Annotated in this window: 23 protein-coding genes and 1 riboswitch; of the genes, 11 read left to right on the top strand and 12 right to left on the bottom strand. The window is 65.0% G+C overall.

Annotated features, from left to right (window positions below; genetic code table 11):
* Positions 1 to 139: 139 nt before the first annotated feature.
* From C8C98_RS01800 to C8C98_RS01780, 5 genes are all read left to right on the top strand, one after another.
* The gene (locus C8C98_RS01800; RefSeq protein WP_233574419.1) at positions 140 to 1,171 is read left to right on the top strand and encodes a PfkB family carbohydrate kinase; all 1,032 of its coding nucleotides are present in this window, start codon (positions 140 to 142) and stop codon (positions 1,169 to 1,171) included.
* Between the two features lie 102 nt (positions 1,172 to 1,273).
* Complete coding sequence (locus C8C98_RS01795) at positions 1,274 to 1,633, top strand: hypothetical protein (RefSeq protein ID WP_121452891.1); 360 nt, start codon at positions 1,274 to 1,276, stop codon at positions 1,631 to 1,633.
* A gap of 70 nt (positions 1,634 to 1,703) precedes the next feature.
* Positions 1,704 to 2,405: an alpha/beta fold hydrolase gene (locus C8C98_RS01790; protein WP_121452890.1), complete on the top strand. Its 702-nt coding sequence runs from the start codon at positions 1,704 to 1,706 to the stop codon at positions 2,403 to 2,405.
* A 210-nt stretch (positions 2,406 to 2,615) separates the two neighbouring features.
* On the top strand, positions 2,616 to 2,819 hold the full coding sequence (locus tag C8C98_RS01785; RefSeq protein ID WP_233574418.1) for a hypothetical protein: 204 nt from the start codon (positions 2,616 to 2,618) through the stop codon (positions 2,817 to 2,819).
* A gap of 96 nt (positions 2,820 to 2,915) precedes the next feature.
* Positions 2,916 to 3,431: a GNAT family N-acetyltransferase gene (locus C8C98_RS01780; RefSeq protein ID WP_121452888.1), complete on the top strand. Its 516-nt coding sequence runs from the start codon at positions 2,916 to 2,918 to the stop codon at positions 3,429 to 3,431.
* A 65-nt stretch (positions 3,432 to 3,496) separates the two neighbouring features.
* On the opposite strand, the gene C8C98_RS01775 is transcribed toward C8C98_RS01780, so the two are convergent.
* A complete protein-coding gene (locus tag C8C98_RS01775; RefSeq protein ID WP_121452887.1) occupies positions 3,497 to 4,261 on the bottom strand; it encodes an SDR family oxidoreductase in 765 nt (254 codons plus the stop codon).
* A 181-nt stretch (positions 4,262 to 4,442) separates the two neighbouring features.
* On the opposite strand from C8C98_RS01775, the gene C8C98_RS01770 reads away from it, so the two are divergent.
* Positions 4,443 to 4,976: a GNAT family N-acetyltransferase gene (locus tag C8C98_RS01770; RefSeq protein ID WP_233574417.1), complete on the top strand. Its 534-nt coding sequence runs from the start codon at positions 4,443 to 4,445 to the stop codon at positions 4,974 to 4,976.
* A 141-nt stretch (positions 4,977 to 5,117) separates the two neighbouring features.
* Here the strand turns inward: C8C98_RS01770 and C8C98_RS01765 are convergent, their stop codons facing one another.
* From C8C98_RS01765 to C8C98_RS01755, 3 genes are read right to left on the bottom strand one after another with little or no spacing between them, the layout of a single operon-like run.
* Positions 5,118 to 5,585 (bottom strand): GNAT family N-acetyltransferase, encoded by a 468-nt coding sequence (locus tag C8C98_RS01765; protein WP_121452885.1) that lies wholly within the window; start codon positions 5,583 to 5,585, stop codon positions 5,118 to 5,120.
* 52 nt (positions 5,586 to 5,637) lie between these two features.
* Complete coding sequence (locus C8C98_RS01760) at positions 5,638 to 7,056, bottom strand: FAD-binding oxidoreductase (RefSeq protein ID WP_121455954.1); 1,419 nt, start codon at positions 7,054 to 7,056, stop codon at positions 5,638 to 5,640.
* A gap of 17 nt (positions 7,057 to 7,073) precedes the next feature.
* Positions 7,074 to 7,571, bottom strand: coding sequence for a DUF2069 domain-containing protein (locus C8C98_RS01755; protein WP_121452884.1), 498 nt, complete (start codon positions 7,569 to 7,571; stop codon positions 7,074 to 7,076).
* Between the two features lie 176 nt (positions 7,572 to 7,747).
* Here C8C98_RS01755 and C8C98_RS01750 point away from each other — a divergent pair, with 176 nt between their 5' ends.
* Positions 7,748 to 8,998, top strand: a complete 1,251-nt coding sequence (locus C8C98_RS01750; RefSeq protein ID WP_121452883.1) for a YihY family inner membrane protein — start codon at positions 7,748 to 7,750, stop codon at positions 8,996 to 8,998.
* A gap of 254 nt (positions 8,999 to 9,252) precedes the next feature.
* On the opposite strand, the gene C8C98_RS01745 is transcribed toward C8C98_RS01750, so the two are convergent.
* From C8C98_RS01745 to C8C98_RS01730, 4 genes are all read right to left on the bottom strand, one after another.
* Positions 9,253 to 10,971, bottom strand: a complete 1,719-nt coding sequence (locus C8C98_RS01745; protein ID WP_233574416.1) for a GDYXXLXY domain-containing protein — start codon at positions 10,969 to 10,971, stop codon at positions 9,253 to 9,255.
* Positions 10,968 to 12,023, bottom strand: coding sequence for a DUF2157 domain-containing protein (locus C8C98_RS01740; RefSeq protein WP_121452881.1), 1,056 nt, complete (start codon positions 12,021 to 12,023; stop codon positions 10,968 to 10,970). Before C8C98_RS01740 ends, C8C98_RS01745 begins: the two co-directional genes overlap by 4 nt.
* 85 nt (positions 12,024 to 12,108) lie before the next feature.
* A complete protein-coding gene (locus C8C98_RS01735) occupies positions 12,109 to 12,918 on the bottom strand; it encodes an alpha/beta fold hydrolase (RefSeq protein WP_121452880.1) in 810 nt (269 codons plus the stop codon).
* Positions 12,919 to 12,921: 3 nt separating this feature from the next.
* Entirely contained in the window at positions 12,922 to 14,232 is a 1,311-nt protein-coding gene (locus C8C98_RS01730) for an O-acetylhomoserine aminocarboxypropyltransferase (protein ID WP_121452879.1), read from the bottom strand.
* Positions 14,233 to 14,361: 129 nt separating this feature from the next.
* On the opposite strand from C8C98_RS01730, the gene C8C98_RS01725 reads away from it, so the two are divergent.
* Positions 14,362 to 14,814 (top strand): CBS domain-containing protein, encoded by a 453-nt coding sequence (locus C8C98_RS01725; protein WP_121452878.1) that lies wholly within the window; start codon positions 14,362 to 14,364, stop codon positions 14,812 to 14,814.
* A gap of 72 nt (positions 14,815 to 14,886) precedes the next feature.
* Here the strand turns inward: C8C98_RS01725 and C8C98_RS01720 are convergent, their stop codons facing one another.
* Entirely contained in the window at positions 14,887 to 17,133 is a 2,247-nt protein-coding gene (locus C8C98_RS01720) for an EAL domain-containing protein (protein ID WP_121452877.1), read from the bottom strand.
* A gap of 102 nt (positions 17,134 to 17,235) precedes the next feature.
* On the opposite strand from C8C98_RS01720, the gene aroC reads away from it, so the two are divergent.
* The 3 genes from aroC (at position 17,236) to C8C98_RS01705 (ending at position 21,452) form a co-directional block, all read left to right on the top strand.
* On the top strand, positions 17,236 to 18,333 hold the full coding sequence (gene aroC / locus C8C98_RS01715) for a chorismate synthase (RefSeq protein ID WP_121452876.1): 1,098 nt from the start codon (positions 17,236 to 17,238) through the stop codon (positions 18,331 to 18,333).
* Positions 18,334 to 18,419: 86 nt separating this feature from the next.
* Entirely contained in the window at positions 18,420 to 19,622 is a 1,203-nt protein-coding gene (locus C8C98_RS01710) for an MFS transporter (RefSeq protein WP_121452875.1), read from the top strand.
* A 15-nt stretch (positions 19,623 to 19,637) separates the two neighbouring features.
* On the top strand, positions 19,638 to 21,452 hold the full coding sequence (locus tag C8C98_RS01705; RefSeq protein ID WP_121452874.1) for a bifunctional UDP-sugar hydrolase/5'-nucleotidase: 1,815 nt from the start codon (positions 19,638 to 19,640) through the stop codon (positions 21,450 to 21,452).
* Between the two features lie 284 nt (positions 21,453 to 21,736).
* Here C8C98_RS01705 and nrdR read toward each other — a convergent pair whose 3' ends face one another.
* The 3 genes from nrdR to C8C98_RS01690 form a co-directional block, all read right to left on the bottom strand.
* Entirely contained in the window at positions 21,737 to 22,186 is a 450-nt protein-coding gene (nrdR, locus tag C8C98_RS01700) for a transcriptional regulator NrdR (RefSeq protein WP_044402746.1), read from the bottom strand.
* A gap of 29 nt (positions 22,187 to 22,215) precedes the next feature.
* Entirely contained in the window at positions 22,216 to 23,460 is a 1,245-nt protein-coding gene (glyA, locus tag C8C98_RS01695; protein ID WP_121452873.1) for a serine hydroxymethyltransferase, read from the bottom strand.
* Positions 23,461 to 23,497: 37 nt separating this feature from the next.
* Positions 23,498 to 23,649, bottom strand: a riboswitch (ZMP/ZTP riboswitch).
* Positions 23,650 to 23,765: 116 nt separating this feature from the next.
* Complete coding sequence (locus tag C8C98_RS01690) at positions 23,766 to 24,620, bottom strand: lytic transglycosylase domain-containing protein (protein ID WP_121452872.1); 855 nt, start codon at positions 24,618 to 24,620, stop codon at positions 23,766 to 23,768.
* Positions 24,621 to 24,732 lie beyond the last annotated feature (112 nt).

The raw sequence follows: 24,732 nt of genomic DNA, 5'->3' as shown, positions 1-24,732 counted from the left end.
GTCTGCAGGCCGTTTTGTATCCAAGCTACCGCCACCGTTCAGGCTGAGCCTGTCGAAGCCAGGGCGTGTGCCATGCAGGCCCTTCGACAAGCTCAGGGCGCACGGGATGTGTGCCTGAACCACCCCACCTCCGATTCCCTTGAACGCTATTGACCCCTCTCCAACGCCTGCCGCAACCTCCATCCAGGCCGCCATCGCGGGCGAAGCCCTCATCGACCTGATCCGCCGCCCCGATGGCAGCTACCTGCCTTGCCTGGGCGGTGCGCTCTACAACCTGTGCCGCGCACTGGCCCGCCAGGGCGTGGGCACGCAGTACCTCAACCCCTTGTCGCGCGACCGCTTTGGCCGTGAACTGGAGGCCCAGTTGGTGGCCGATGGCGTGCACCTGGCGCAGCCCGATCCGGTGCAGCAAGTCACCTCGCTGGCCGTCGTCAACCTCAACGCCCACGGCCACCCCGACTACGCCTTCTACCGCGAAGGCGTGGCCGACCGCGCCGTGTCAGCGCAAGGCCTGGCCCATGCCTGCACCACCTTGCCCGCTTTGCAGGTGGTCTGCACCGGCGCCCTGGCGCTCGATGCCCGCGACGCCGCCACCTACCTGCCCTGGCTGGCCGCCCAGCGCACCGCAGGCTACTGCGTGGTGGTCGATGCCAACCTGCGCCCCTCCGTCATGCCCGACCTGGCCGCCTACCGCAGCACCGTGCACGCCGCCCTGGCGCACGCCCACCTCATCAAAGCCAGCGACGAAGACCTGGACCACCTCGCCGTACCCGGCGCCAGCGCGCTGGAGCGCGCCCGCCACCTGCTGGCCGCCAACCCCCAGGCCCACCTGCTGGCCCTCACGCTCGGCGCCAACGGCGCATGGCTGCTGCACCGCAACGGCACCCAGTGCTTTGCCCAAGAGGCCCAACCCTTGCCCGTGGCCGACACCGTGGGCGCGGGCGACTGCTTTCTGGCGGGCCTGCTGGCCCACCTGCTGCGCCAAGCTGCGCAAGCCGGGGCTGGGTCATTCGTGCCGTTTGTGGAGGTCCTGTCAGACACCGCCTGCCAACAGGCCCTGCGCCACGCCCTGGCCAGCGCCAGCCTGTGCGTGATGGAGCAGGGGTGTGTTCCGCCGGGGTGGGAGGCTGCGGCGAATTGGGCGCAAGAGCATCCGGCGCAGACGGCGTGACTGAGTAAGCCAAACGATGCGGCATGACGCTCGCTTGGGGTCACTGCAAAATGGGAATGTCACTTGGCTACAGTGGCTCCAAGTAGCTCTCATATCCCATTCATGCGCACGACCAAGATCCACCAATTCCTCGCAGGTTCGGAAATTTCCAACGTGTCGTACGACCTACAGAATCTGCGCATACATGTCGGTCACTCCGTAGTTCTGTTCACCGATGCCGTTGGTTTTCGTGTGCTGGATGAGGGGGATTTGCTGGAGTTCTGGCCGGCCTGCTCCACTGCTCCGGGGGGCGTTATTTTTGAAATACATGACGGAGGCTGGTTAGAGCAGGAGTCGAGACGCAAGGGATTCATGTCATCCAGCACTCGCCCAGCCCTGCGGGAGTTTTTGGTCACAGGCCTGGACGACTGCGTGGGTGTTTTTGCGTTCAGTGCGCCTGAGCTGACGGTGGGGCTCGAATGAGACGCGGCGACGCACTTTCGTCCCCTCCCTGTTCGGGTGCCGATACGGCGTCCACGCATCCCCTGTTCCCATGACTGCCATCGTTTTACTCCCTGGTCTGGACGGCACGGGCGAGCTGTTCGCTCCGCTGGTTGCCGCTTGGGGTGATCGGTTCCGAACGCAGGTGGTGTCGTATCCGCGCGTAGAGCGCCTGGGCTACGCAGCGTTGGCGGATCGGGTGCGTGCGCTGTTGCCGCTGCATGAAGACTATGTGCTGTTGGCCGAGTCGTTCTCGGGGCCGCTGGGCGTGATGCTGGCGGCAGAGCGGCCGCAGCGCTTGCGGGGGCTTGTGCTGTGTGCCACGTTTGCCCGCTCGCCTCTTCCGTTGTTGCGGTGGATGGCGCCATTGGCTCAGGCCGTTTCTCCGGCTGTGCTTCCAGATCGTGCACTGGCGTGGGGGCTTCTGGGGCGCTACGCGACGCCCTCGTTGGTGGTGGCGATTCGGCAAGCCGTATCTTCGGTCAGTCCCTCCGTTTTGGCAGAGCGCATCGGCGCCGTAGCTGAAGTGGATGTAGCGGACTTGTTGTCTGAAGTACGGGTGCCAGTTTTGTATCTCCAGGCTCGCAACGACAGGGTGGTGTCGCAGCGTGCCGTGAAGCCTTTTATGGTGTTGGGTGAGCGTCTTCGGGTGGTTTCCTGCGCTGGGCCCCACTGCTTGCTTCAAGCAAGCCCTGGCGACGCGGCTGCGGTGATATCTACATTCATCAGCAGCCTGCCAAAGACCTCTGAATAAACTCCGTGAGGACCCTGTTTTCGCTATGCCTCATAGCTCAAGGACCCGCAGTCCTCTGCCAAGCCGTATGTTGATCGGACTTGTGACTGGCCTTGCGACGAGGCTGCGTGTATCGTGCGTTGCGTGTAGCGCCTGGAGAATGAAATGCTTGAAGCCCTTGCGATGCTTTTGTGGTGTGCGGTTGAGCTTGCTCTTGTCCTCACCGGAAAGTTGTTCGTTTCCACCCTCAGTCTGGGCCGTTGGCGCGGCGAGTCGCTGGGCGGCTCAGAGGGCCGCATGCATGGGCCTGCGGGTGCGCTTTCGTTCAAGCGTGATGGCCAGCGGGTGTTGACTTCGAGCGGTCTTCTTTTTGCGGGGCTGGCGTTTTACGTGCTGTTGGGCCTGGCTGCCGCTGGGGTTGCATCGTTGGCCTGACGCGGGTGAACGGGCTCCTTGAATGCGTGCCCCGTTGCTCATTCACTGGTAATTTGCCTCGCTGCCCCTGCTTGCGGCTGATCTCTGCTCCATTCCATGAAACCTCGCATTGACCTCCGCTCACCTGCTGCTGCGGACGAGCCCGCCTTTCTTCAATCCGTACGGCAGAGCAGGCCACTCCATCGCCCTTGGGTCTCGCCACCCAGCACGCCCGATGCGTTTGGGCAGTATCTCGATGCCATGGCGCTTCCAGCCAACCAGGGGTATCTGGTTTGTCTGCGCGCTACGGACGAGATGGTGGGCGTCGTCAACGTCACCAACATCGTTCGAGGTTGCTTTCAGAGTGCGTACTTGGGGTACTACGCATTTGCGGGCTATGAGCGCCAAGGGTTGATGCGCGAGGGGCTGCAGGCGGTGGTCAAGCAGGCGTTTGGCGTTCTCAAACTGCATCGGCTGGAGGCAAACATCCAGCCCGTAAACCTGGCCTCGCTGGCATTGGTAAAGGCTTGCGGGTTTCGAAAGGAAGGGTTCTCAGCCCATTACCTCAAGATTGGCGGACGTTGGCGCGATCATGAGCGTTGGGCTGGCAATGCCACCGCCGCGCGCTGCTAGCCAGGCCTGCGAACAGCCCCGGTACGTGCCTCGCCTGCGTTGTGCAGATGTTTCCTGCACGCCTCTCACGTCCTGTTGATCGACACCCCTCCATCCACCAGCATGGCCGTGCCGGTCATGAAGGACGATGCATCTGACGCCAGGTACAGCGCGGCTTGGGCGAGTTCTTCGGGCTGGGCCAGGCGCTTCAAGGCGTGCAGGCTGGCGACTTGGGCCAAGGCCTCGGGGGTGCCGTTCATGGCGTGTGCCATGGGGGTGAGGGTGCCGCCGGGCAGCAGGGCGTTCACGCGCACGCCGTGGGGACCGCACTCTGCGGCCAGGGCCTGGGTCAGGCCGATCAGGCCTGCCTTGCTGGCGGCGTAGGCCGCTACGCCAGGAAAGCCCACGGTGTGCCCCACAAAGGTGGATGTGAAAAGGATGGAGCCACCGCCCCGCGCCAGCATGGCGGGGATCTGGTGCTTGGCGCCGTAGAAAGCACTGGTCAGGTTGGTGTCGATGGCCTCTTGCCAGCCTGCGGCCGAGATGCCGGGCGTTGGGCCGCTCTCGCCGATGATGCCCGCGTTGTTGAACGCCACGTCCAGCCCACCAAAGTGCTCTACCGCTCGCTGTACCAGGCGCTGTGCAAAGGCCTCATCGCGCACGTCACCCGCCACGCTGTGTGCCTCTCCGCCTGCTGCGTGTATCTGTGCGACCAAGCTGTCCAGTTCGGCCTGGCGCCGCGCGCCCACCACGACGCGTGCGCCGTTTTGTGCAAACAGCAGGGCCGCTGCGCGCCCAATGCCTGAGCTGGCGCCCGTCACGATGGCCACTTTGCCGATCAATGCATTCATAGGTTGTCCTTCTCAATCGTTGCTTTGCGGTTGCGTTGAAATCAGGCGCCCAGTTTGTGCAAAGCGGACGCTGCCGTCGCGCTGGAAACGGACATGCAATGCCGTGCGATGAGGTGTTAGGGCGCACTGAGCGCCGGTCTGCTGTGCAGGGGCCGCGGGCGGGCGTGTTGAAATGCGGGCCATGCCAGACACGCCTTTTCTGCCCCCCACAGCGGTGCGCCGCGCTCAAGCCACGGAGGCCGTACAGGCCTGCGAAGTGGTTCGCCAGTCCATCACCCACTGCTGTGCTCTGGACCATCGCCACGACCCGACCGTGCTGGCCGCTTGGCTGGCCAACAAAACGGCAGATCACCTTGCCGCATGGATGGCTGCGCCGCACGCGATGGCCTGGGGAGGCTATTGGGGCGTTGGCTTGGGTGCTGACCGTGGTGCTTGCCAGGGCGCAGAGGCGGGCTCAACGATGGTGGGCTTTGCGCTGCTTACGCAAGACAAACTGGCCCTGTGCTATGTGGTGCCGCAGGCATTGCACCAGGGCGTAGGCCGGGCTTTGCTGCTGGCGGCAGAAGCGGGGGCGCGGCATGCGGGCATCGCCGCGTTGGCGCTCGAGAGCACGCGCACGGCAGAGGCTTTTTACCGGCGCCATGGCTACGAGCCTGCGGGCGCTGTGCAGGCCTGGGCGGGGTTGCAGGCGCAGCCTATGTGCAAGCGGCTTTGAACGGCGCCCGCGCCCACAACGCGGCGATGCGGTATGCGTGTGCAATGCCTGCCTGCACACAGGGAGATTTCAAATAAAAAATGCCTCTAGCGCTTTATCTATAAGCGCTAGCAGCTATTGTTTTGGTAGCGTTTGGTGCGCTCAAAGCTCGTGCGCATATACGATGAAGCCTTGGTGCTTGGCCAGCTTGTCGTACAGCTGGCGCCCAGCGGCGTTGGTGGCTTGGGTTTGCCAGTACACCCGCTGCGACCGGGCTGCGCGGGCGGCGGCATACACCCCTTCGATGAGCGCCCGCCCCACCCCCCGGCCCCGGGCGGCTTCGCGGGTGAACAGGTCGCTGAGGTAGCACACAGGCTCGATGCGCGTCATGCTGCGGTGGAACACGCAGTGCGCCAGGCCCAGCAGCTCGCCGCTGGCATCGTCCTGCGCCACCAGGCACAGCATGGGCTCGGCCGCGTCATGCAAGCGTTGCCAGGTGGTCTGTGTGATGTGCTCGGGCAGCGCGGTAGCACCAAAGCGGCCGTAGAAGGCGTTGTAGCCGTCCCAAAGCGGTCGCCAAGCCGCGTAGTCGTGTGGCTGGGCGGGGCGCACTGAAACGGGTGCGGTCATGGGCAAGCTTGGGATGTGGGTGTCATTGCCAGCGCTGCATTGCGGTGGCCGTTCAGGCCTTCAGCACCCGCCCCGGGTTCATGATGCCCTGCGGGTCCAGCGCGTTCTTGATGGCGCGCATCATGCCCAGCGCCACGGGCGACTGGTACTTCTCCAGCTTGTCGGCCTTCAGCGCGCCGATGCCGTGCTCGGCAGAGAACGAGCCGCCGAACTCGGCCACGGCTTCGTAGACCAGGTGGTTGACCTGCGTCTCGTAATCGCGCAGGAAGGCCTTGGCATCGCCCTCGGCCGGGGCCTGCACGTTGTAGTGCAGGTTGCCGTCGCCCAGGTGGCCAAAGTTGACCAGGCGCACGCCAGGAATCTGGCTTTGCAGCAGCGCATCGGTGTGGGCCACAAACGCGGGGATGCGCGAGATGGGGATGGAGATGTCGTTCTTGATGTTCAGGCCTTCTTCGGCCTGGGCCAGCGGAATGCTCTCGCGGATGTGCCAGAGCTGGTGTGCCTGGGTGAGGTTCTCGGCCACCACGGCGTCGGTCACGCAGCCGGCTTCAAAGGCGGATTCCAGCAGCGATTCAAACCGCCCGCGGGCGTGTTCTTCAGATTCGCTGTCAGAGTTTTCGAGCAGCACGCACCAGGGGGCATCGTCTTGACCGAGGAAGGGCACGCGCAGCTGCGGCATGTGCTTGCCCACCAGGCTCAGTGCAAACTGGCCCATCACCTCAAAGCCCGTCAGGCCCGCGCCCAGCTGCTTGTGGGCCATGCCCAGCAGCTGCACGGCGTGCTCGATGGAGGGCACGGCGGCCCAGGCGGTGAGCTTGGCGGCAGGCTGGGGGTAGAGCTTCATGCTGGCGGCGGTGATGATGCCCAGCGTGCCTTCGCTGCCGATGAACAGGTCGCGCAGGTCGTAGCCGGTGTTGTCCTTGCGCAGACCCTTGAGGCCGCTCCACACCTCGCCCTGCGCGGTGACCACTTCCAGCCCCAGGCACAGGTCGCGCGTGTTGCCATAGCGCACCACCTGCGTGCCGCCCGCGTTGGTGCCCAGGTTGCCGCCAATGGTGCAGCTGCCCTCGGCCGCCAGCGACAGGGGGAACAGCAGGCCCGCATTGCGCGCCACCTCTTGCAGGTTTTGCAGGATGCAGCCCGCCTCCACCGTCATGGTGAGGTTGGCGGTGTCGACATTGCGCACGGCGTTCATGCGCGTCAGGCTCAGCACGATCTGCGTGCCCGATTCATCGGGCGTGGAGCCCACGGCCAGCCCGGTGTTGCCGCCTTGTGGAACGATGGCGGTGCCTGCCGCAGCGCAGGCCTTGACCACGGCTGCTACTTCAGGCGTGTTGGCAGGGCGCACCACGGCCAGGGCCTTGCCGCGCACGCGGCGGCGCCAGTCTTGTTCCCAGGCGGTGAGGTCGCCCTCGGTCAGCACATGGGCATCGCCCACGATGGAGCGCAGGGTATCGAGCAGCGGGGTCATCAGGTTCGGCATGGCATTCAGTCCTTTCGCGCGAGAGGTTCGGTAGGTGCAGTGGATGCGCTGGCGGAATCGGCTTGCGCGGTGTGAGGGTCGGTGTGGCTGTCGGATTCTTGCGTGGCGGCCAGCGCACGCGCATTGCGCTGGCGCAGCCGCACATGCAGCGTGCAGGCGGTAAACAGCACCAGGCACAGCGCCACTTCGGCCAGCGCCAGCCAGTTGCTGGGGGCCTTGTCGCTCCAGGCGCGCACCACGCCTTCGGTGAAGTACAGCCAGATCACCAGGCTGACCCAGCGGTAGGTGTACATGCGGTTTTTGAGAATGCCTGCCAGCGGGATGCACAGCGGCAGCGCCTTGATGGCCAGCCAGGTGCCGCCCGGGCGCAGCGGTGCCAGCACCAGCTCCCAGGCCACGCACAGCGCAATCAGAGCGATGAGGCTGGCGGTGGCCACCCAGCGGGTGGCCGCCACTTCGGGGGGGGCGGCTTGGAGCGGGGCGGGGTGGGCGGTGTCGGTCATGGGCAAACGTTGGGTGCAGGGGGATGGGCGCCATGGGCAGGCGGCCGGGCGGGGCAGGGGGCGGCAAGCGGTCACAATGCGCGCTGTTGCCCTGGCAGCTGCAGGCCATGGGTCTGCAGCTGCCAGGCGCCCGTTTAACCCTTGGGGCCCATCACGGGCTTTGGATCATATAGGCCATGCGATTGACCTTGCAGACAGTGGCCCAGCGCATTGAGGTGCTGTTGGAAGATCTGTCGAAATTTCCTTGGCGCACCACGGCGCAGACGCTGCGCGAGCGCTTTCGCGAGGACCAGTTGGGCCTGACGGCCAGCAGCCTCACCTTCACCACCGTGCTGGCGCTGGTGCCGTTTTTGGCGGTGGCACTGGCCGTGTTCACGGCCTTTCCCATCTTTGGCAAGCTGCAGGGCGTGGTGCAAAAGTGGCTGATCGAGAGCCTGGTGCCCGACAGCATCTCGCGCCAGGTGCTGGGCTACCTCACCCAGTTTGCAGCCAAGGCCAGCGGGCTGGGGGCCCTGGGCTTCAGCATCTTGCTGGGCACGGCGCTCATGCTGATCCTCACCATCGACCGCACGCTCAACAACATCTGGCGTGTGCGGCGGCTGCGTCCGCTGGGCCAGCGGGTGCTGATTTACTGGGCGGCCATCACGCTGGGGCCTTTGCTGCTGGGCGGCAGCCTGGCGCTGACGTCGTACGTGATGTCTGCATCCAGCGGGCTGGTGCGCACGCTGCCCGATGGGGTGGCACTGCTGGTGGACTCGATCCAGTTCTTGATATTGGCCGCTGGCATGGCGGGGCTGTACCACTATGTGCCCAACACGCCGGTGAAGTGGCAGCACGCCTGGGTGGGCGGCTTGTTTGTGGCGGTGTGCATGGAGCTGGCCAAGAAGGTGCTGGCCGCCTACCTGGCCAAGGTGCCGACCTATTCGGTGGTGTACGGCGCGTTTGCCACGCTGCCGATCTTGCTGGTGTGGATTTACGTGGCCTGGGTCATCGTGCTGCTGGGGGCCGTGGTCACCGCGTATTTGCCCAGCCTGCTGGCAGGCGTGGCGCGGCGCGGCACGGTAGCGGGCTGGGGGTTTCAGCTGGCGGTAGAGGTGCTGCAAGAGCTGCACCGCGCACGGCAGTTGCCCAGCAAAGGCCTGCGGGCAGCGCAATTGGCTGAGCTGCTGCGGGTGGATGCGTTGCAGCTGGAGCCGGTGCTGGAGACCTTGACGTCGCTGGACTGGATTGCCCAGGTGAGCGATGCGGTGGCAGGCCCGTCTGACGCGCCTGAGCTGCGCTACGTGCTGCTGGCCGACCCCGAACGCACCGCGCTGGAGCCGCTGGTACAACGCCTGCTGCTGGACCAGACCGTGCGGCTGGCCCCCCTGTGGGATGCGGCTGGGTTTGCGCGGCTGCGGTTGCAGGATTTGCTATCAATTAAATAGCTTCTAGCGCTTGTGAAATAAGCGCTGGAGGCTGTTTTGTCTGAAAGGCTACTTGCCTCAGGTAGACCGTTCGCCCTGAGCCTGTCGAAGGGCTGTCGGCAAAAGGCGCCCGGGCTTCGACAGGCTCAGCCCGAACGGCTTGGGGTAAGCGGTCTGGGGCAGGTTGCTAATCAGGCGTTTGGTGTGAAATAGATGGCTGCGCGGGGGGGCAGCCGCTCGCGTCGCGCTCTGCCCTCTTTGCACCCTTTGCTCCGTCAGGGGGCAATGCCGCGCAACTGCGCATCCGCCAAGCCCACCAGCAGGGCCTTGCCATCGGGCTCTACGCGAAACTCTCCAAACTTCGCTGCTTCCCACCGGGTCGCATCGCCCTCACGGAAGTACCAGGCATCGGTCACCAGCGTCCACTGCCCGTCGCGTGGGGTCAGGGCAAAGCGCATCTCCCCGGCCTGCAGCGGTGCTTCGGCCAAGTCGATGCGCAGCCACTGCACCACGCCGCGCTCGTCCAGCGTGCCCACGGCGTGGGGGCGCTGGCCCCAGGCCAGTTCCTCGTAAGTGATGCGCTCTGCAGGCAGCTGGAAGTTCAGCCGCATGTAGTCGCCCTGCATCAGCGAGCGTGGGTCCACCGGGGCCAGGGGCACAAACACCTTGCGGCCCTGGGCAATGGTGTGTTCCTTTTGCGCAATGCCCCCATTGGCCACCAGCAGCGTGCAGGCCAGGCCCAGCACCAGGGCCCAGGTGGCGATGCGCGGTGCGGTGGCTTCGGCGGTGGCTGTGGCCGAGCCCGCGTCCGCGCCGTGGTCTGGCAGCGGCGCGCGCGACGCGGGGCGCAGTGCCGTCCAGGCCAGCAGCCCCAGCACGGCGCCGCAGCCCGCCAGCACCATGGCCTTGGTGGCCAGGGGCCAGGCCAGTTGGTAGTAGAAGCTGCCCACCATCCACGCCGCAGCCAGCGCGGCCACAGCGGCCTGGCGCCAGCGCTGCGTGGTGCCGGTGATGGCCAGCGCCAGCAGGGCGGCCCCCAGCGTGGGCATGAAAAAGCCCAGCACGGCCAGCACCCCCAGCAGCGCGGCCGCCTGGGGCTGGCGCAGCGCAGGCCAGGCCCGCTGCGCCACCCAGCCTGCTGACAGCACCAGCGCGACAGAGCCCACCTGGTTCACGGATACCAGCGACGAGGCTCCCGACCCCGTGGTGTGGTTGCCAGGCTCCCACAGCCCACCGCTGCCGCCCAGCACGCCCGCCAGCATGAACGTCATGCCCGACAGTTGGGCCAGCCCGCACAGCACCGCCACCACCCAGCCGCAGGCCAGGGGCTCCAGTGCCACGGCCAGCCGGTTTTGCTGGCCCAGCGCCCGGTGTTGCAGCACCAGCAGGCCCACCCAGGTGAGCAGCGCCACATGCAGGGCCCCCCATAGGATGGTGATGTCGATGCTGCGGTGCAGGTGGTGCCAAGTGGCGCCCACTGTCCAGGCCCACAGGCCTGCAGCCGCGCCCCCCAGCAGGGTGCGCAGCCAGTGTTGGGGCACGGCTGCGGCCACGGCCAGCGTGATCAGCAGCAGCGTGGCAGCGGCCAGCAAGTGAGGCCCATCGCGCACCAGGGCAAAGCCCAGCAGCCACCCGCCGGTGAACAGCGCCGGGATGGCGATCTGCTCCAGAAACAGGGCCAGCCCCTGTACGCGCAGCAGCGCCACGGCACCCGCCAGGGCCAGCGTGCCCACCACGTAGGTGCCCGCGCCGTCCAGCAGCCAGCGGCCGGCAAACAGCGCAAAAATCGCCAGCACGGGCAGGGCTGCCAGCCATGCGCCCAGCAGGGTCAGCAGCACCACGGGCCAGGGGCGGCCGGGGTCTGCGGGGGGCTGCGCGTTGGCGGGCAACAGGCCGAGGGCTCGGGCGCTGTGCAGTATTTTTTCTAGCGGCGATCCAGGCAAATCGTTGTCTGCCTGGGCGTTGTCCGTATGAGGCATCGCGGTCTGGCTCATGCGTTGTCCTTGGAGGCGTCTGCGTGCGTAGTGGCGCTGTGGTGGGCTGGCTGGGCCTGCGGGTCCAGGGCCTGGGCCTGGGCCTGGGCCTGGGCATTGCGCGCCATGCGCATCACCAGCTGCACGCTGCCTGCCAGCAAACCTGCGGCCATCAGGCCCACCATCAGCAGCCCGCCTATCAAATCGCCGCGCGAGCCCTCCAGAAGCAAGCTAGCCAGCCCGGTGACCAGCAGCACGTTCAGCCCCAGCGTGGAGGCACTGAGCAAGAACAGGTCAAAACACCGGCGCTGCCCCGTGACGGCCGCAGTGCCCGCCAGCAACAGCAAGCCCAGCGCGTAGTGCGGCGCCACCGGCGAGTGGAACAGCGCGGGCAGGGCCGTGGTGGTGACCAGGGTGATGGCCAGCGCGCCTGCGGTGCGCAAGGACCACAGCCCGGCGCCAGTCACGCGCTGCAATGCGGGCAGGGGCAGCATGGCGGCCGTGACGCCCAGCGCCGCCGACAGCGCCAGCAGGTGCACGCCCAGGTCCTGGGGCAGCACGCGCCAGCGGTGGCCGGTGTGGGCCTGCGCCCACAGTGCAATGCCGGTGGTGGCCACCAGCACCCACGGGGCCCACAGCGCATCGCTGCGCCCGGCCACGGCCAGGGGCAGCGTCAACACGGCCCACCAGGCAAACAGCTGCCAGGGGTCGGCCCCGGTTTGGTACGTTTGCCCGAAGTAGGCAAACAGTGCCCCGGTGCCCAGCAGCGCCAATATGCCCAGCGGCACCCGCGCCGCCGCACGCCACAGCGCCCCGGCATACATCACGGCCACAAAGCCTTGCAGCAGGGCGAAGCGGGCGGGGCGGCCCAGCGTGTCCCAGTTCGATGCAATCCACATCACGATGCCCAGGCCACCCAAGGCGGCCGCCAGCACGGCCACGGTGCGCCACAGGTGGCGCTGCAGTTGGGGCGGGGGCTCGTGCCAGGGGGCCAGAGATTCGAGCTGGAGCGCGGCGGGGCGGTCCAGCGCGTGGTGCTGGACAAGGGCCAGCCAAGCGGTGCGCAGGTTCATGTTTTCTCCCTCGAGGAACGGGGCTTGGAGTGCCTACCTGCGCTGGGTAGGCGGTGGCCCGCTGCATTCCTCGTGAGTGCGCACTTTACTGCGCCAGAAAATCGCGCAGCGCTGCCAGCGTCTCCTCCGGGGCTTCGGTCATTTCGTTGTGGCCGCTGGGCAGGTGCTTGACCTGCACCGCTTTGCCAGCGGCTTGAGCGGCCTTCACCAGGGTTTGCGCCGCTTTGGCCGGGGTCATCTGGTCTTGCTCGCCCAGGGCAAACAGCACCGGGCAGGTGACGTGCGCCATGGCCTGCTCGCCGTTGGCGTAGGTGTTGCAGGCATTAAAGCCCCGGTGGAACACGTTGACCGCAGGGTTGCTGCGCAGCACCTTGCGCCCCAGCGCCATGCCCGCGCCAAACACCCAGAACCCCGCGCCCGAGGGCGATGCCAGCGAGCAGCGCGAGAACACGTTGACCATGTGCAGGGCTTTTTCAGGCTCGTTCAGCGCCGATTCGAGCAGCGCGGGCGAGACCTTCATCGGGTAGGCTGTGCCCACCAGGGCCAGGTGCGTGGCGCGCTCGCCCAGCTGGGCGGCGGCCTGCAGCGCAATGAGCGAGCCCCAGCTGTGGCCCACCAGCGCAGCGCGGGAAATGCCCAGGGCATCGAGCAGCGCCACGATGAAGTCGGCCGCCTGCTCCACCGTGGCGGGCGCGTCGCCCGCGCTTTTGCAGTGGCCGGGCAGGTCCACCGCCAGCACGTTGAAGCCGTGGTGTGCCAGGTAGCGGCTTTGCAAGGCCCACACGCTGTGGTCGTTGAGCACGCCGTGGACCATGACCACGGTGGGCTTGGCGGCATCGAAGGGCTTGCCGCCGGTGTAGCAGAAGGTGCTGTGTCCGTTGACGGTGGTGTACATGGCTCAGACCCCCGCTTTCTCGGCGGCTTTGAGTGCGCGCTTCAGGTCGTCGATGAGGTCGTCGGCATCTTCCAGGCCAATGGACAGGCGGATGGTGCCCTGCGTGATGCCGGCCTGCACCAGCGCCTCGTCGCTCATTCGGAAGTGTGTGGTGCTGGCGGGGTGAATGACCAGGCTGCGGCAGTCGCCCACGTTGGCCAGGTGGCTGAAGACCTGGAGGGTTTCTATGAACTTCTTGCCTTGCTCGCGGTTGCCCTTGAGGTCAAAACTGAACACCGAGCCCGCGCCGCGCGGCAACAGCTTTTGCGCGAGCGTATGGCTGGGGTGCGATTCGAGCATGGGGTGGCCCACGCGCGACACGAAGGGCTGGCTGGCCAGAAATTCCACCACCCGCGCGGTGTTGCGCATGTGGCGCTCCATGCGCAGGGGCAGGGTCTCAATGCCCTGCAAAATGAGCCAGGCCGTGTGCGGGCTCATGCAGGCGCCAAAGTCGCGCAGGCCCTCGCGCCGCGCACGCAGCAAAAAGGCGCCCACCGAGCTTTCTTCGGTGAACACCATGTTGTGAAAGCCCGCGTAGGGGGCCGTGAGTTCGGCAAAGCGGCCCGCCGCGCGCGGGCCATCCCAGTCAAAGCTGCCGCCGTCCACCACAATGCCGCCCACCACGGTGCCGTGGCCCGAGAGGAACTTGGTGGCCGAGTGGTAGACCAGATCGGCCCCATGCTCGAGCGGCTTCATCAGCCAGGGCGAGGTGAGGGTCGAGTCGACCAGCAGCGGCACCCCGGCCTCGTGCGCAATCGCGCTGATGGTGGGAATGTCCAGCACATCTAGGCCGGGGTTGCCTACGGTCTCGCCAAAGAACAGTTTGGTGTTGGGCCGCACGGCCGCGCGCCAGCCGTCGATGTCGCCGGGCTTCACAAACGTGGTTTCAATACCGAAACGGCTCAGCGTGTAGTGCAGCAGGTTCTGGCTGCCGCCGTACAGCGCCGTGCTGGCCACAATGTGGCTGCCCGCGCCCATCAGCGTGGCAATGGCCAGGTGCAGCGCGGCCTGGCCGCTGGCCACGGCAATGGCGCCCACGCCGCCTTCCAGGGCCGCTACGCGCTGCTCCAGCACTGCGTTGGTGGGGTTGCTGATGCGGCTGTACACATGGCCGGGCCGCTCCAGGTTGAACAGCGAGGCGGCGTGTTCGCTCGACTCGAACACGAACGAGGTGGTCAGGTGGATGGGCACCGCACGCGCACCAGTGGCGGGGTCGGGCACGGCGCCAGCGTGCAAGGCGAGCGTGTCAAAGCCGGGGTCTGAATATCCGGGCATAGGTCTCTGTCTCCGATGTTGTCGATATGGGCGCAAATTGTGGGCTATATTTACCTGGAATCAGCCCCAAGAACCTCTTCTAAGACGCAGCCTATAGCGCTGAGCGCATTCCCTCGGAGACCTTACCCCATGAAAGTCAGCGACATCCTTCGCGTCAAAGGAAACACCCTCTACACCGTGACCCCAGACGAGCCCCTGGCCGACGCCGCTCAGGTGATGGCCGAGAAAGACATTGGCTCGCTGGTGGTGATGGAGTTGGGTGACCTGGTGGGCATGCTCACCTTCCGCGAGGTGATTCAGGCCGTGGTGCGCAATGGGGGCTCGGTGGGCACGCTGCGGGTGCGCTCGGCCATGGACGATGCGCCGCTGACCTGCACGCTGGAGACCGAGATGGACGAGGTGCGCCGCATGATGCTGGACCGCCACGCCCGCTACATGCCCGTGATGGACAAGCGCATGCTCATGGGCGTCATCAGCTTCTACGACGTGGCCAAGGCCGTGGTGGACAGCCAGAATTTTGAAAACCAGATGCTCAAGGCCTACATCCGCGACTGGCCCGCAGAGGACGATGCCAAGGACTGATAGGTCTGGGGCTGTTTAAATGCTTTTGCCCTGGCGCATCCGGTACGCCGACGGCTAGCCTGCCCGCCGCGTTCAGCCGCAACAGCTGGTGTTGGCGCCAGGCATCCATTCGGCCAGCATCTCTGCTGGCATGGGGCGGCCCAGCAAATAGCCCTGCATCACTTCACAGCCATGCTCTTTGAGCCAAGCGCATTGCTGCTGGGTTTCGACCCCTTCGGCAACTACCGTCATGTGCAGACTTTTGGCGATGCTGAGCACTGAGATGATCAACGCTCGGGCCGTTTCGCCGTGCTCAAGGTCTTGCACAAACGATTTGTCCAACTTGAGTTCGGCAATGGGCAGGCGGTGCAGGTAGCTCAGGCTGGAATACCCCGTGCCAAAGTCATCCAGCGATAGCTTGAAGCCCTGCTGGCTGAGCTGCTCGATGTTCTCCTGGGTGACGGTGCGGCCATCCATCACCACACTCTCGGTAATCTCCAGCATCAGGTCTTGGGCGCTGAGCCCGTGCTGGAGCAGGGTTGCGCTGATGCTTTGCGCAAAGCCTTTTTGGTGGAAGCTGCGGCCCGACAGGTTCAGTGCGACATGTGGCACCACCAGGCCTGCAGCGCGCCAGGCCGTGAGTTGCGTGCAGGCCTCGTCCACCAGCCATTGCGTCAGAGGGTGGATCAACCCCGTTTCTTCGGCCAGTGGGATGAACTGGGCTGGCGAGATGGCTCCCCATTCGGGGTGGCTCCAGCGTGCAAGGGCTTCCACGCCGTGCAAGGTGAGTACCGGGGCCGCTGTGGTCTGCGGCTGGTAGTGCAGGGTGAGTTGCCGCTGTTCCAGGGCCTGGCGCAAGGCCCTTTCCATTGCGACGCGTTCTTGGGCGCGGCGGTTCATCTCCAGGCTAAAGAGCTGCAGGCTGTGCAGATGATCGCTTTTGGCCTGGTACATGGCCTGGTCAGCGTGCAGCAGCAGGGTGTCGATGTCAGTGCCGTCGTCTGGGTAGATGGCAATACCGATGCTGGCGCTGGGCAGGTTGACCTGGCCCTGGATGTCCACCGGGCGGGCGATGCTGGACAACACGCGCTGGGCCATTTGCACCGCTTGCTGGCTACTGCAGTTGGACAGCAGCAGCACAAATTCATCGCCTGACAGGCGCCCAATACCGTCTTGTGCGCGCACGCACTCGCCCAGGCGTTGTGCCACTTCGCGCAGCAGTGCATCGCCTGCTGCGTGGCCTTGGGTGTCATTCACCTGTTTGAACCGGTCCAAGTCCACGAACAGCAAGGCACCGCTTTGGTGGTCTCGCTCCATCTGGGACAGGGCCCGCTCGGCATTGCTGCGGAACATGGCACGGTTGGGCAGGCCGGTGAGTGCATCAAAAAAGGCCAGTTGGTGGATGCGCTGGCGCGCAGCATCGCGCTCGATGGCCAAGGCGCACAGGTGCAGGCATACCTGCACCAGGCTTTGGTGCAGTGCGTTGGGCTCGCGCGGCTCCCTGAAGTAGAAGGCGAAAGTACCTATGACAAGGCCTTGGTGATCACGGATAGGGCTGGACCAGCAGGCTTGGAGGCCTGTGGGCAGGAAGAGGGCGCGGTAGTTGTCCCAGCGTGGGTCGGTGGCTATGTCGGTGGTGACCACCGGCATGCCCCAATAGGCGGCCGTGCCGCAAGACCCCGCACTGGGGCCGATGGGCAGGCCATCCAGCGCTGCGCAAATGTCTTGCGGTAAACCGGGGGCGGCCAGTGGGTGTATCCGGCCATTGGCATCCACCGCCAAGATGGAGGCCGTGACTTCAGGGGCAATGCCTTCGACCTCTTTGCACACCTGGGCCATCAGCGCGGGAAGGCTGGTTTCGCTGACCATGCTCTCGAGCACGCGCTTTTGCAGCACTTCGTGCATTTTGGTGAGTGTGATGTCGGTCAAGACCGTGATAGAGCCGCCTGGCCCTCCCACGGCTTCGTCGGCCGCATTGACCACCATGGATACCCAGCGGGGCTGGCCGTCGCTGCTGTAAATGAGTGCGTCGCCATGGTAGTGCCCGTGCAGCCGCAGCCCGGTGCGAATGGCTTCGGTCAGTCCTTGGTGTGTGTGCGGCCCCTGCAGCATGTCGCTGAGATATTTGCCACGAATGTCATCCATGCTGAAACCAAACAGGCGCGTGAAGCCGTGGTTGACGTAAACGACCTGGCGATCGCTATTGGTCATGGCGATGGCGTTGTCGCTGCAGTCCAGTGCGTTGCGCAAAGGGCCATTGGCTAGCTCCGGCAATGGAGCCTGCGCGGGCTGCGTGGCGGCGTTGGCTGGGTCTCCGGGGGGCGGTATGGAGGCTGGCATGCGCTTGTCAGGGGGAGTCGTACTCCATGCTAGCCCTTGGTGGGCGCTCTGCCAAGCACTGGGTGCGCATGCGGGACAGGTTTGCTCTGGGATAATCTGCAAATGAGCGGCAATACCCTAGGCACCCTTTTCGCTGTCACCAATTTTGGTGAATCCCATGGTCCAGCCATTGGCTGTGTGATTGACGGTTGCCCCCCCGGCATGCCGTTGACCGAGGCTGACATCCAGACCGACCTGGACCGTCGGCGTCCAGGCACCAGCCGACACGTGACCCAGCGTAACGAACCCGACGCGGTGGAAATCCTCTCGGGCGTGTACGAGGGAAAGACCACGGGCACTCCGATTGCCCTGCTGATCCGCAACACCGACCAGCGCAGCAAAGACTACGGCAACATCGCCCAGAGCTTTCGTCCAGGCCATGCCGACTATTCCTACTGGCACAAGTACGGCATTCGCGATCCCCGTGGCGGTGGCCGCTCGTCTGCACGCCTGACGGCACCCACCGTGGCGGCTGGTGCCGTGGCTAAAAAGTGGCTGCAGCAGCAATATGGCACGCAATTCCGCGCCTGCATGACGCAGCTGGGCGAGCTGGAGATTCCCTTCGAGAGCTGGGACCACGTGCGCAGCAACCCGTTCTTTGCCCCGGTGGCCGATGTGGCCCGGTACGAAGATTACATGGACGCCCTGCGCAAGGCCGGTGATTCATGCGGTGCGCGCATTCGCGTGCAAGCCACCGGCGTGCCGGTGGGTTTGGGCGAGCCCTTGTACGAAAAGCTAGACGCCGACATCGCCTTTGTCATGATGGGGCTCAATGCCGTCAAGGGGGTAGAGATTGGCGCTGGCTTTGCCAGCGTGGCCCAGCGGGGTACCACGCATGGCGATTCGATGGCGCCCAATGGCTTCCTCTCCAACAACGCGGGCGGGGTGCTGGGCGGCATCAGCACCGGGCAAGACCTGGAAGTGAGCATTGCCATCAAGCCCACCAGCTCCATCATCAGCCCGCGCGATTCCATCGACATCCACGGCAACCCCACCGAAGTCATCACCAAGGGCCGCCACGACCCGTGCGTGGGCATCCGTGCAGCACCCATCGCCGAAGCACTGCTGGCGCTGGTGGTGATGGACCATGTCCTGCGCCACCGCGCCCAGTGCGGCGATGTGGTGCACGAAGTGGCACCGATCAAAGCCTCGTTTCTCTGAATACCCGCGCGGCCTGTGCGCAGTTTGCAATGTGATGGCATGGGCGTTGCTGCGCGGGCACGCTGTGCTTGCGTGGATGGGCGGGTATGAACCGGTTGCGTGCGGCCTGGGCGGGCCGCCCATTGCTGCCGTTTGCGGCGCTGTCGGCCAGCTATTTTGCGCACATCGGGTTCTTTAACCCGTACCTTCCGCTGTGGCTCAAAAGCTTGGGCTTGCCGCTGTTCACCATCAGCATGCTGACTGCGGTGCAGTCCCTCACGCGCCTGTTTGCGCCCTATGGCTGGGGCATGCTCAGCGACCACACGGGCGAGCGGGTGCGCTGGCTGCGTCTGTGTGCCACGGTGGCTTTGGTGGTGTCACTCGGTTTGTGGTGGGACGCTGGCGTACTGTGGCTGGCAGCCGTGCTGCTGCTCATGTTCACCCACACCAGCGCGATGATGCCCATGAGCGAAGCCGCCATGGCGCACCTGGTCAGCCAAGGTGGTAGCTTTGATGCGCGGCGCTATGGCCGTGTGCGGCTGTGGGGCTCTCTGGGCTTTTTGGTCACGGTGTTTGCGGCTGGTGCTTGGTTTGAGCGGCATGGCATGGCGCATTTTCCGCACTGGACGTTGGGCACGTTACTGGCCGTGGTGGTTAGCACCTGGCTGCTGCCGGGGCTGAAAGAAGACGCGGCCGATGCCAACGTGCCCGGCACCCAGCACCCGCCGGTGTGGCCTGTGCTGCGCCAGCCGGTGGTGCGGTGGTTTTTTGCGTCCGCGTTTTTTCATGTGCTGGCGCACATGGCGGTGTACGTCTTCTTTTCGCTGTACCTGGATGCGCTGGGCTACGCCAAGTCCACCATCGGCATTTTGTGGGCGGTGTCGGTGGTGGTCGAGATCGTTTGGTTTTTTACCCAAAGCCGGTGGCTGCCGCGTTGGCCGTTGACGGGCTGGCTGCTGGTGTGCGCCGCCGCGATGGCTTTGCGCATGGGGATGACGGCTGCAGGCGGGCAGTGGCTGGTGGTGTTGTGCCTGGCGCAGCTGCTGCATGCCTTGACGTTTGCCGCACACCATACGGCGTGCATTGCGCTGCTGTCGCAGTTTTTCCCAGGCCGCTTGCGTGGCCGGGGGCAGGCGCTGTACTCGGTGCTGGCCTATGGTCTGCCTGGGGTGCTGGGCGCTTTGGCAGGTGGCGCGGTGGGCGTGGCGCTGGGCTTGGCCTCGGTGTACTGGCTGGCCATGGGCAGCAGCCTGCTGGCCTGTGTATGTGCGTGGAGGGTGGGGCGGCTGGCAGCCCGCCTTCCGCAGTGAATAGGGTGAGATGACATGAATCAGATTCAAACGAGCAAAGTACGCTGGGCGGGTGCTGTGGCCTGCGTGCTGGCGGTGACTGCACTGGTGGGCTGTGCCCACGGCCCTGAAGCGGGCCCGGTGAGGCAGCCAGGGCCCGTAGCCGCTGGCGCCGCCACGATGGACATCGGGCTGATCGCCTTCAATGACCTGCATGGCAACCTGGAGCCACCGCACATCGCGGTGCCCATCCGTGGTGCCGCTGGCGTCGAACGTGTGCCTGCGGGCGGTATTGCTTACTTGGCCAGCGCCATCGCCCAGCTCAAGTCGCGCAACCCGCACCACGCCGTGATCACGGCGGGCGACATGGTGGGGGCCTCGCCATTGGTGTCGGCGCTGTTTCTGGACGAGCCCACCATTGAAGCGGTGAACCACATGCAGATCGATTTTTCTGCCGTGGGCAACCACGAGTTCGACCGGGGCTGGCAGGAGCTGCTGCGGCTGCAGCAGGGCGGCTGCGAGAAGTTCACTGTGCGCGAGCCCTGCCAGATCAGCAAGCCCTTTGAGGGCGCGCGTTTTGGCTTTCTGGCTGCCAACACCTTGCGTGAAGATGGGCAGCCGCTGCTGCCTGCCACGGGTATCAAGCGCTTTACCCAGGGCGGGGTGACGGTGACCGTGGGCTTTATCGGCATGACCCTCAAGGCCACGCCCACCATGGTCAGCCCCTCAGGGGTCAAGGGCCTGCGTTTTGAGGACGAAGCGAGCACCGCCAATGCGCTGATCCCCCAGTTGCGTGCCCAAGGCGCCGATGTGATTGTGGTGGCCATCCATGAAGGCGGCTATACCAACGCCAAGGTGTTGGAGCAGAGCTGCTCGGGCATCAACGGCGACATCGTGCCCATTCTGGAGCGGCTGGACCCTGCGGTGGATGTGGTGGTGTCGGGCCATACCCATCAGGCCTATGTGTGCGACTACGGCCGGGTGAACCCTTCACGGCCTTTTTTGCTGACCAGTGCAGGGCAGTACGGCTCGTTAGTGACCGAGGTGGCTTTGCAGGTGGACCTGAACACCCGCCGCGTGGTGCGCAAGACGGCGCATAACCACATCGTGCAAGGCGAGGCTTTTACCGGCAGCCAGGGGCTGGTGGCGTTGAACCCGGCCGTGCCTGCCTTCACTGCCGATCCCTTCGTGCACCAACTGGTGGCCCGCTACCGCGCTGCGGCCGAGCCGCTGGCCCAGCGGCCTGTGGGTCGGGCCAGCGCCCCGGTGCTGCGGGTGCGTGCTGCATCCCAGGAAAGCGCGCTGGGCAACCTGATTGCCGATGCCCAGCTGGCAGCCACCCGTGCGCCAGACAGAGGTGGCGCTCAACTGTCGTTCATGAACCCCGGCGGCCTGCGTGCCGACCTGGTGCCCGATGCCCAGGGCCGCTTGAGCTACGGGCAATTGTTCAGCGTGCAGCCCTTTGGCAACAACATCATGGTGCGAACCTACACCGGCGCGCAGATTCGCGCGGTGCTTGAGCAGCAGTTCAGCGGTGGCACCAGCCGGCCCGATGCGCCTCGGGTGCTGTCGGTGTCAGAAGGCTTTGGCTACCGCTACGACCTCACTCAACCTGCAGGCTCGCGCATCAGCCACATGACTTTGCACGGCAAGCCGCTGCAAGAGGGCGACCAAGTGCGTGTGGCCATCAGCAGCTTCCTGGCCAGCGGGGGCGATGGGTTCACCGTGTTTTCTGAGGGGCGTGACACCCTGGGGGGCGATCAGGACTTGGATGCCCTGGAGGCCTATGTGCGGGCGCAGAACCCGGTGGTGCCTCCTGCGACTGATCGCATTCAGCGGGTGGTGCGCTGATGGGTTGAGGGGCTCCGCTATGCGCGGTGGCTGCCAGGTCTACGGGCCCGGCCCACTGCGGGGTGAGCCCGCTGCCTGTGGGATCGTTGCCTGGCGCAGCGCATATCGGGCGGCAACCGCGCTGCAAGTTTTTAGGCTAAATAGGTCTCTAGCGCTTTTATTTAAAGCGCTGGTAGCTATTAATTTTGTAGTAGCTGTGTGCTGGGCTACCGAAGAAATGGGATGACTGCAGTGCAGTCTGTGGCGGTTCTTGCCCTTGGTCGCCAATGCAGTGGTGCAGTGAGTTACTTGCGCACTTCGTCGACCAGGGCCCGGAATTCGTCAATATCTTCAAAGCTCCGGTACACACTCGCAAAGCGGATATAGGCTACTTTGTCGAGCTTCTTGAGTTCGCGCATCACCAGCTCGCCGATGCGGCCAGAGTTCACTTCGCGCTGGCCCAGGTTCAGCAGCTTTTCTTCAATGCGCTCAATGGCGCTGTCGATCTGCTCTGTGCTCACCGGGCGCTTGCGCAAGGCCAGGTTGAAGGAGGCGAGCAGCTTGCCGCGTTCGTACTCGATGCGGCGGCCGTCTTTTTTGACGATGGCCGGGAAGTTCACTTCCGGCCGTTCGTAGGTGGTAAAGCGCTTGTCGCACGCGCCGCACTGGCGGCGGCGGCGAATGAACACCCCGTCTTCAGACACCCGTGTTTCAACGACTTGCGTCTCCAGGTGACTGCAGAAGGGGCATTTCATGGTCGCGTTTGAACTATCGGCCGGGCGGCTTAACGGTAGACAGGGAAGCGTGCCGTCAGGGCGTTGACCTTGGCGCGCACGGCGGCGATGTTGGCTTCATCGCGTGGGTTGTCCAGCACGTCGGCGATCAGGTTCGCTGTGATGCGGGCTTCTTCTTCCTTGAAACCCCGTGTGGTCATGGCAGGGGTGCCAATGCGCACGCCGCTGGTCACCATCGGCTTTTCAGGGTCGTTAGGGATCGCGTTCTTGTTGATGGTCATGTGGGCGGCGCCCAGCACGGCTTCAGCTTCCTTGCCGGTGATGCCCTTGGCGCGCAGGTCGACCAGCATCACGTGGCTTTGCGTGCCGCCCGACACGATGCGCAGGCCGCGTGCGGTCAGAGTCTCGGCCACCACCTTGGCGTTTTTGGCCACTTGTTCTTGGTAGGTCTTGAACTCGGGCTGCATCGCTTCCTTGAAGGCCACGGCCTTGGCTGCGATCACGTGCATCAGCGGGCCACCTTGCAGGCCGGGGAAAATGGCGCTGTTGATGGCCTTTTCGTGCTCAGCCTTCATCAAGATGATGCCGCCACGGGGACCGCGCAGGCTCTTGTGCGTGGTCGATGTCACCACGTCGGCGTGGGGCACGGGGTTGGGGTACACGCCGGCGGCGATCAAGCCAGCGTAGTGGGCCATGTCCACCATGAAGATCGCGCCGATTTCCTTGGCGACCTTGGCAAAGCGGGCAAAGTCGATGTGCAGGCTGTAAGCCGAGGCACCCGCCACGATGAGCTTGGGCTTGTGCTCGCGGGCCTTGGCTTCCATCGCGTCGTAGTCAATGGCTTCGTTGGCATCGAGGCCGTAGGAGACCACGTTGAACCACTTGCCAGACATGTTCAGCGGCATGCCGTGTGTCAGGTGGCCGCCTTCCGCTAGGCTCATGCCCATGATGGTGTCGCCGGGCTTGAGGAAGGCCAGGAACACGGCTTCGTTGGCAGAGGCGCCGCAATGGGGCTGCACGTTGGCGGCATCGGCGCCGAAGATCTTCTTGACGCGGTCAATGGCCAGCTGTTCGGCCACGTCCACATGCTCGCAGCCACCGTAGTAGCGCTTGCCTGGGTAGCCTTCGGCGTATTTGTTGGTGAGCTGGGTGCCTTGCGCCCACATCACAGCGGGGGAGGCGTAGTTCTCGCTGGCGATCAGCTCGATGTGGTGCTCTTGGCGGGCGTTTTCAGCCTGGATGGCTGCAAAGACTTCGGGGTCGGTTTGTTCGACAAGAATATTGCGGTCGTACATGGTGTTGGCAGTCCTATGAACTTGTGTCCCTTGAAACAAGGGCTGCCCAGGCGAACGGCGGAACGCAAAGTCTATTGGACCTTGCGGCACGCTCCCCAGTGGTTCACAAGAAGCAGGTTCTTGCTGGTTTCCACGTCAGCGGCAACACCCGTGAGGGCTTTGCGCCTATCGCCAGTTGCGTACCCGCGTAGTGTAGCTGAGGTCGGGGGACTGCCAATTTGCCTGACTTTGCTGTGGGGCTGTGCGAAGCAATGCGCTCCGCTGCTGGACATAGCGGTGCCTTAGTGGCCCGCTGACCAGCGCTGTCAGAGCCCGGTCGTGAGCAGCGCGACCTTGTTGTCGTTTTCTGCTGCGGAAGGCGTGTTGCGCGAGGTGGCTGGGGTTGCCTGGGCTGGTGCCGCCGGCGCCTGGGTTGACAGCATCGTTGGTGCGTTCAGTGGCACCGAGCGGCCGCTGGCCACTTGCTTCAGGCGGGCGTGCTCGGCCATCACCTTGGCGGTGTAGCCGCCGTCGTCTGCCAGGTTGGCTGCGCCCACGTAGTAGCGCAGCCCGCCTTCGATCGAGCCTGCGCGGGCAATGCACTCCTGCAGCACTTTGACGCCAACTCGCAGGTTGGAGACGGGATCAAACGCGGCAAAGTGGCCGCCAAAGTTCTGGTACTTCTCGGTGTGCACCGTGGTCATCACTTGCATGAGGCCCTGCGCACCCACCGCACTTTGCGCGAAGGGGTTGAAGTTGGACTCAATCGCCATGATGGCGAGGATGAGCGTGGGATCCAGCTTGGTCCGCCCGCCGATTTCGTAGGCTTCCGCCACGAGCGCGCTCAGGGGCTCTGCTGCCACCTTGTATTTTTTGCTGAGCCAGAAGGCCACCGCAGCCTGCTCTTTGGGCAGGTCTTTGGGGTTGCTGGCCGTAGCGCGCTCGCTGGCTTCGGGCTCAACGGGCATGCCAACGGCAGCGACCTGCCGGGCCTGAAGCCAGCCCATGAGCTGCTCCTCGCCGGCTTGGCGCAGGTCGGGTCGGGCCGTCAAAGTGATGGCCACAAAGGCAACGGCCAAGCCGATAAGGGCGAAGCTGTTGTGGGTGATCTCAAGAAAACCGTTGGTCACATCGGCAACGAAGGTTCGTACGCCGGAGACTATTTTTCCTGACGCTGTCATAGCTCTTCCTTTCTGAGGCGGATTCCGCACGGGGCGCCTGCCGTTGTTGGCAGTGCGGTTGCGGGTGTCCGCTTGGATTGGTACGCCATCAAACTCTGTGTCGGTGCGATCG

Origin of the sequence: Acidovorax sp. 106, assembly GCF_003663825.1 — a bacterium.
GTDB lineage: Bacteria > Pseudomonadota > Gammaproteobacteria > Burkholderiales > Burkholderiaceae_C > Acidovorax.
This window is presented reverse-complemented; position numbering and strand designations above follow the sequence as displayed.

Coding starts and splice junctions, on each gene's coding strand:
- C8C98_RS01765 (WP_121452885.1), bottom strand. CDS start 5,585: ATGACCGCACCCGTTTCAGTGCGCCCCGCCCAGCCACACGACTACGCG.
- C8C98_RS01760 (WP_121455954.1), bottom strand. CDS start 7,056: ATGACCCCGCTGCTCGATACCCTGCGCTCCATCGTGGGCGATGCCCAT.
- C8C98_RS01780 (WP_121452888.1), top strand. CDS start 2,916: ATGAAACCTCGCATTGACCTCCGCTCACCTGCTGCTGCGGACGAGCCC.
- aroC (WP_121452876.1), top strand. CDS start 17,236: ATGAGCGGCAATACCCTAGGCACCCTTTTCGCTGTCACCAATTTTGGT.
- C8C98_RS01770 (WP_233574417.1), top strand. CDS start 4,443: ATGCCAGACACGCCTTTTCTGCCCCCCACAGCGGTGCGCCGCGCTCAA.
- C8C98_RS01690 (WP_121452872.1), bottom strand. CDS start 24,620: ATGACAGCGTCAGGAAAAATAGTCTCCGGCGTACGAACCTTCGTTGCC.
- C8C98_RS01745 (WP_233574416.1), bottom strand. CDS start 10,971: ATGAGCCAGACCGCGATGCCTCATACGGACAACGCCCAGGCAGACAAC.
- C8C98_RS01790 (WP_121452890.1), top strand. CDS start 1,704: ATGACTGCCATCGTTTTACTCCCTGGTCTGGACGGCACGGGCGAGCTG.
- glyA (WP_121452873.1), bottom strand. CDS start 23,460: ATGTACGACCGCAATATTCTTGTCGAACAAACCGACCCCGAAGTCTTT.
- C8C98_RS01730 (WP_121452879.1), bottom strand. CDS start 14,232: ATGCCCGGATATTCAGACCCCGGCTTTGACACGCTCGCCTTGCACGCT.
- C8C98_RS01775 (WP_121452887.1), bottom strand. CDS start 4,261: ATGAATGCATTGATCGGCAAAGTGGCCATCGTGACGGGCGCCAGCTCA.
- C8C98_RS01725 (WP_121452878.1), top strand. CDS start 14,362: ATGAAAGTCAGCGACATCCTTCGCGTCAAAGGAAACACCCTCTACACC.
- C8C98_RS01750 (WP_121452883.1), top strand. CDS start 7,748: ATGCGATTGACCTTGCAGACAGTGGCCCAGCGCATTGAGGTGCTGTTG.
- C8C98_RS01740 (WP_121452881.1), bottom strand. CDS start 12,023: ATGAACCTGCGCACCGCTTGGCTGGCCCTTGTCCAGCACCACGCGCTG.
- C8C98_RS01735 (WP_121452880.1), bottom strand. CDS start 12,918: ATGTACACCACCGTCAACGGACACAGCACCTTCTGCTACACCGGCGGC.
- C8C98_RS01710 (WP_121452875.1), top strand. CDS start 18,420: ATGAACCGGTTGCGTGCGGCCTGGGCGGGCCGCCCATTGCTGCCGTTT.
- C8C98_RS01795 (WP_121452891.1), top strand. CDS start 1,274: ATGCGCACGACCAAGATCCACCAATTCCTCGCAGGTTCGGAAATTTCC.
- C8C98_RS01755 (WP_121452884.1), bottom strand. CDS start 7,571: ATGACCGACACCGCCCACCCCGCCCCGCTCCAAGCCGCCCCCCCCGAA.
- C8C98_RS01705 (WP_121452874.1), top strand. CDS start 19,638: ATGAATCAGATTCAAACGAGCAAAGTACGCTGGGCGGGTGCTGTGGCC.
- C8C98_RS01720 (WP_121452877.1), bottom strand. CDS start 17,133: ATGCCAGCCTCCATACCGCCCCCCGGAGACCCAGCCAACGCCGCCACG.
- nrdR (WP_044402746.1), bottom strand. CDS start 22,186: ATGAAATGCCCCTTCTGCAGTCACCTGGAGACGCAAGTCGTTGAAACA.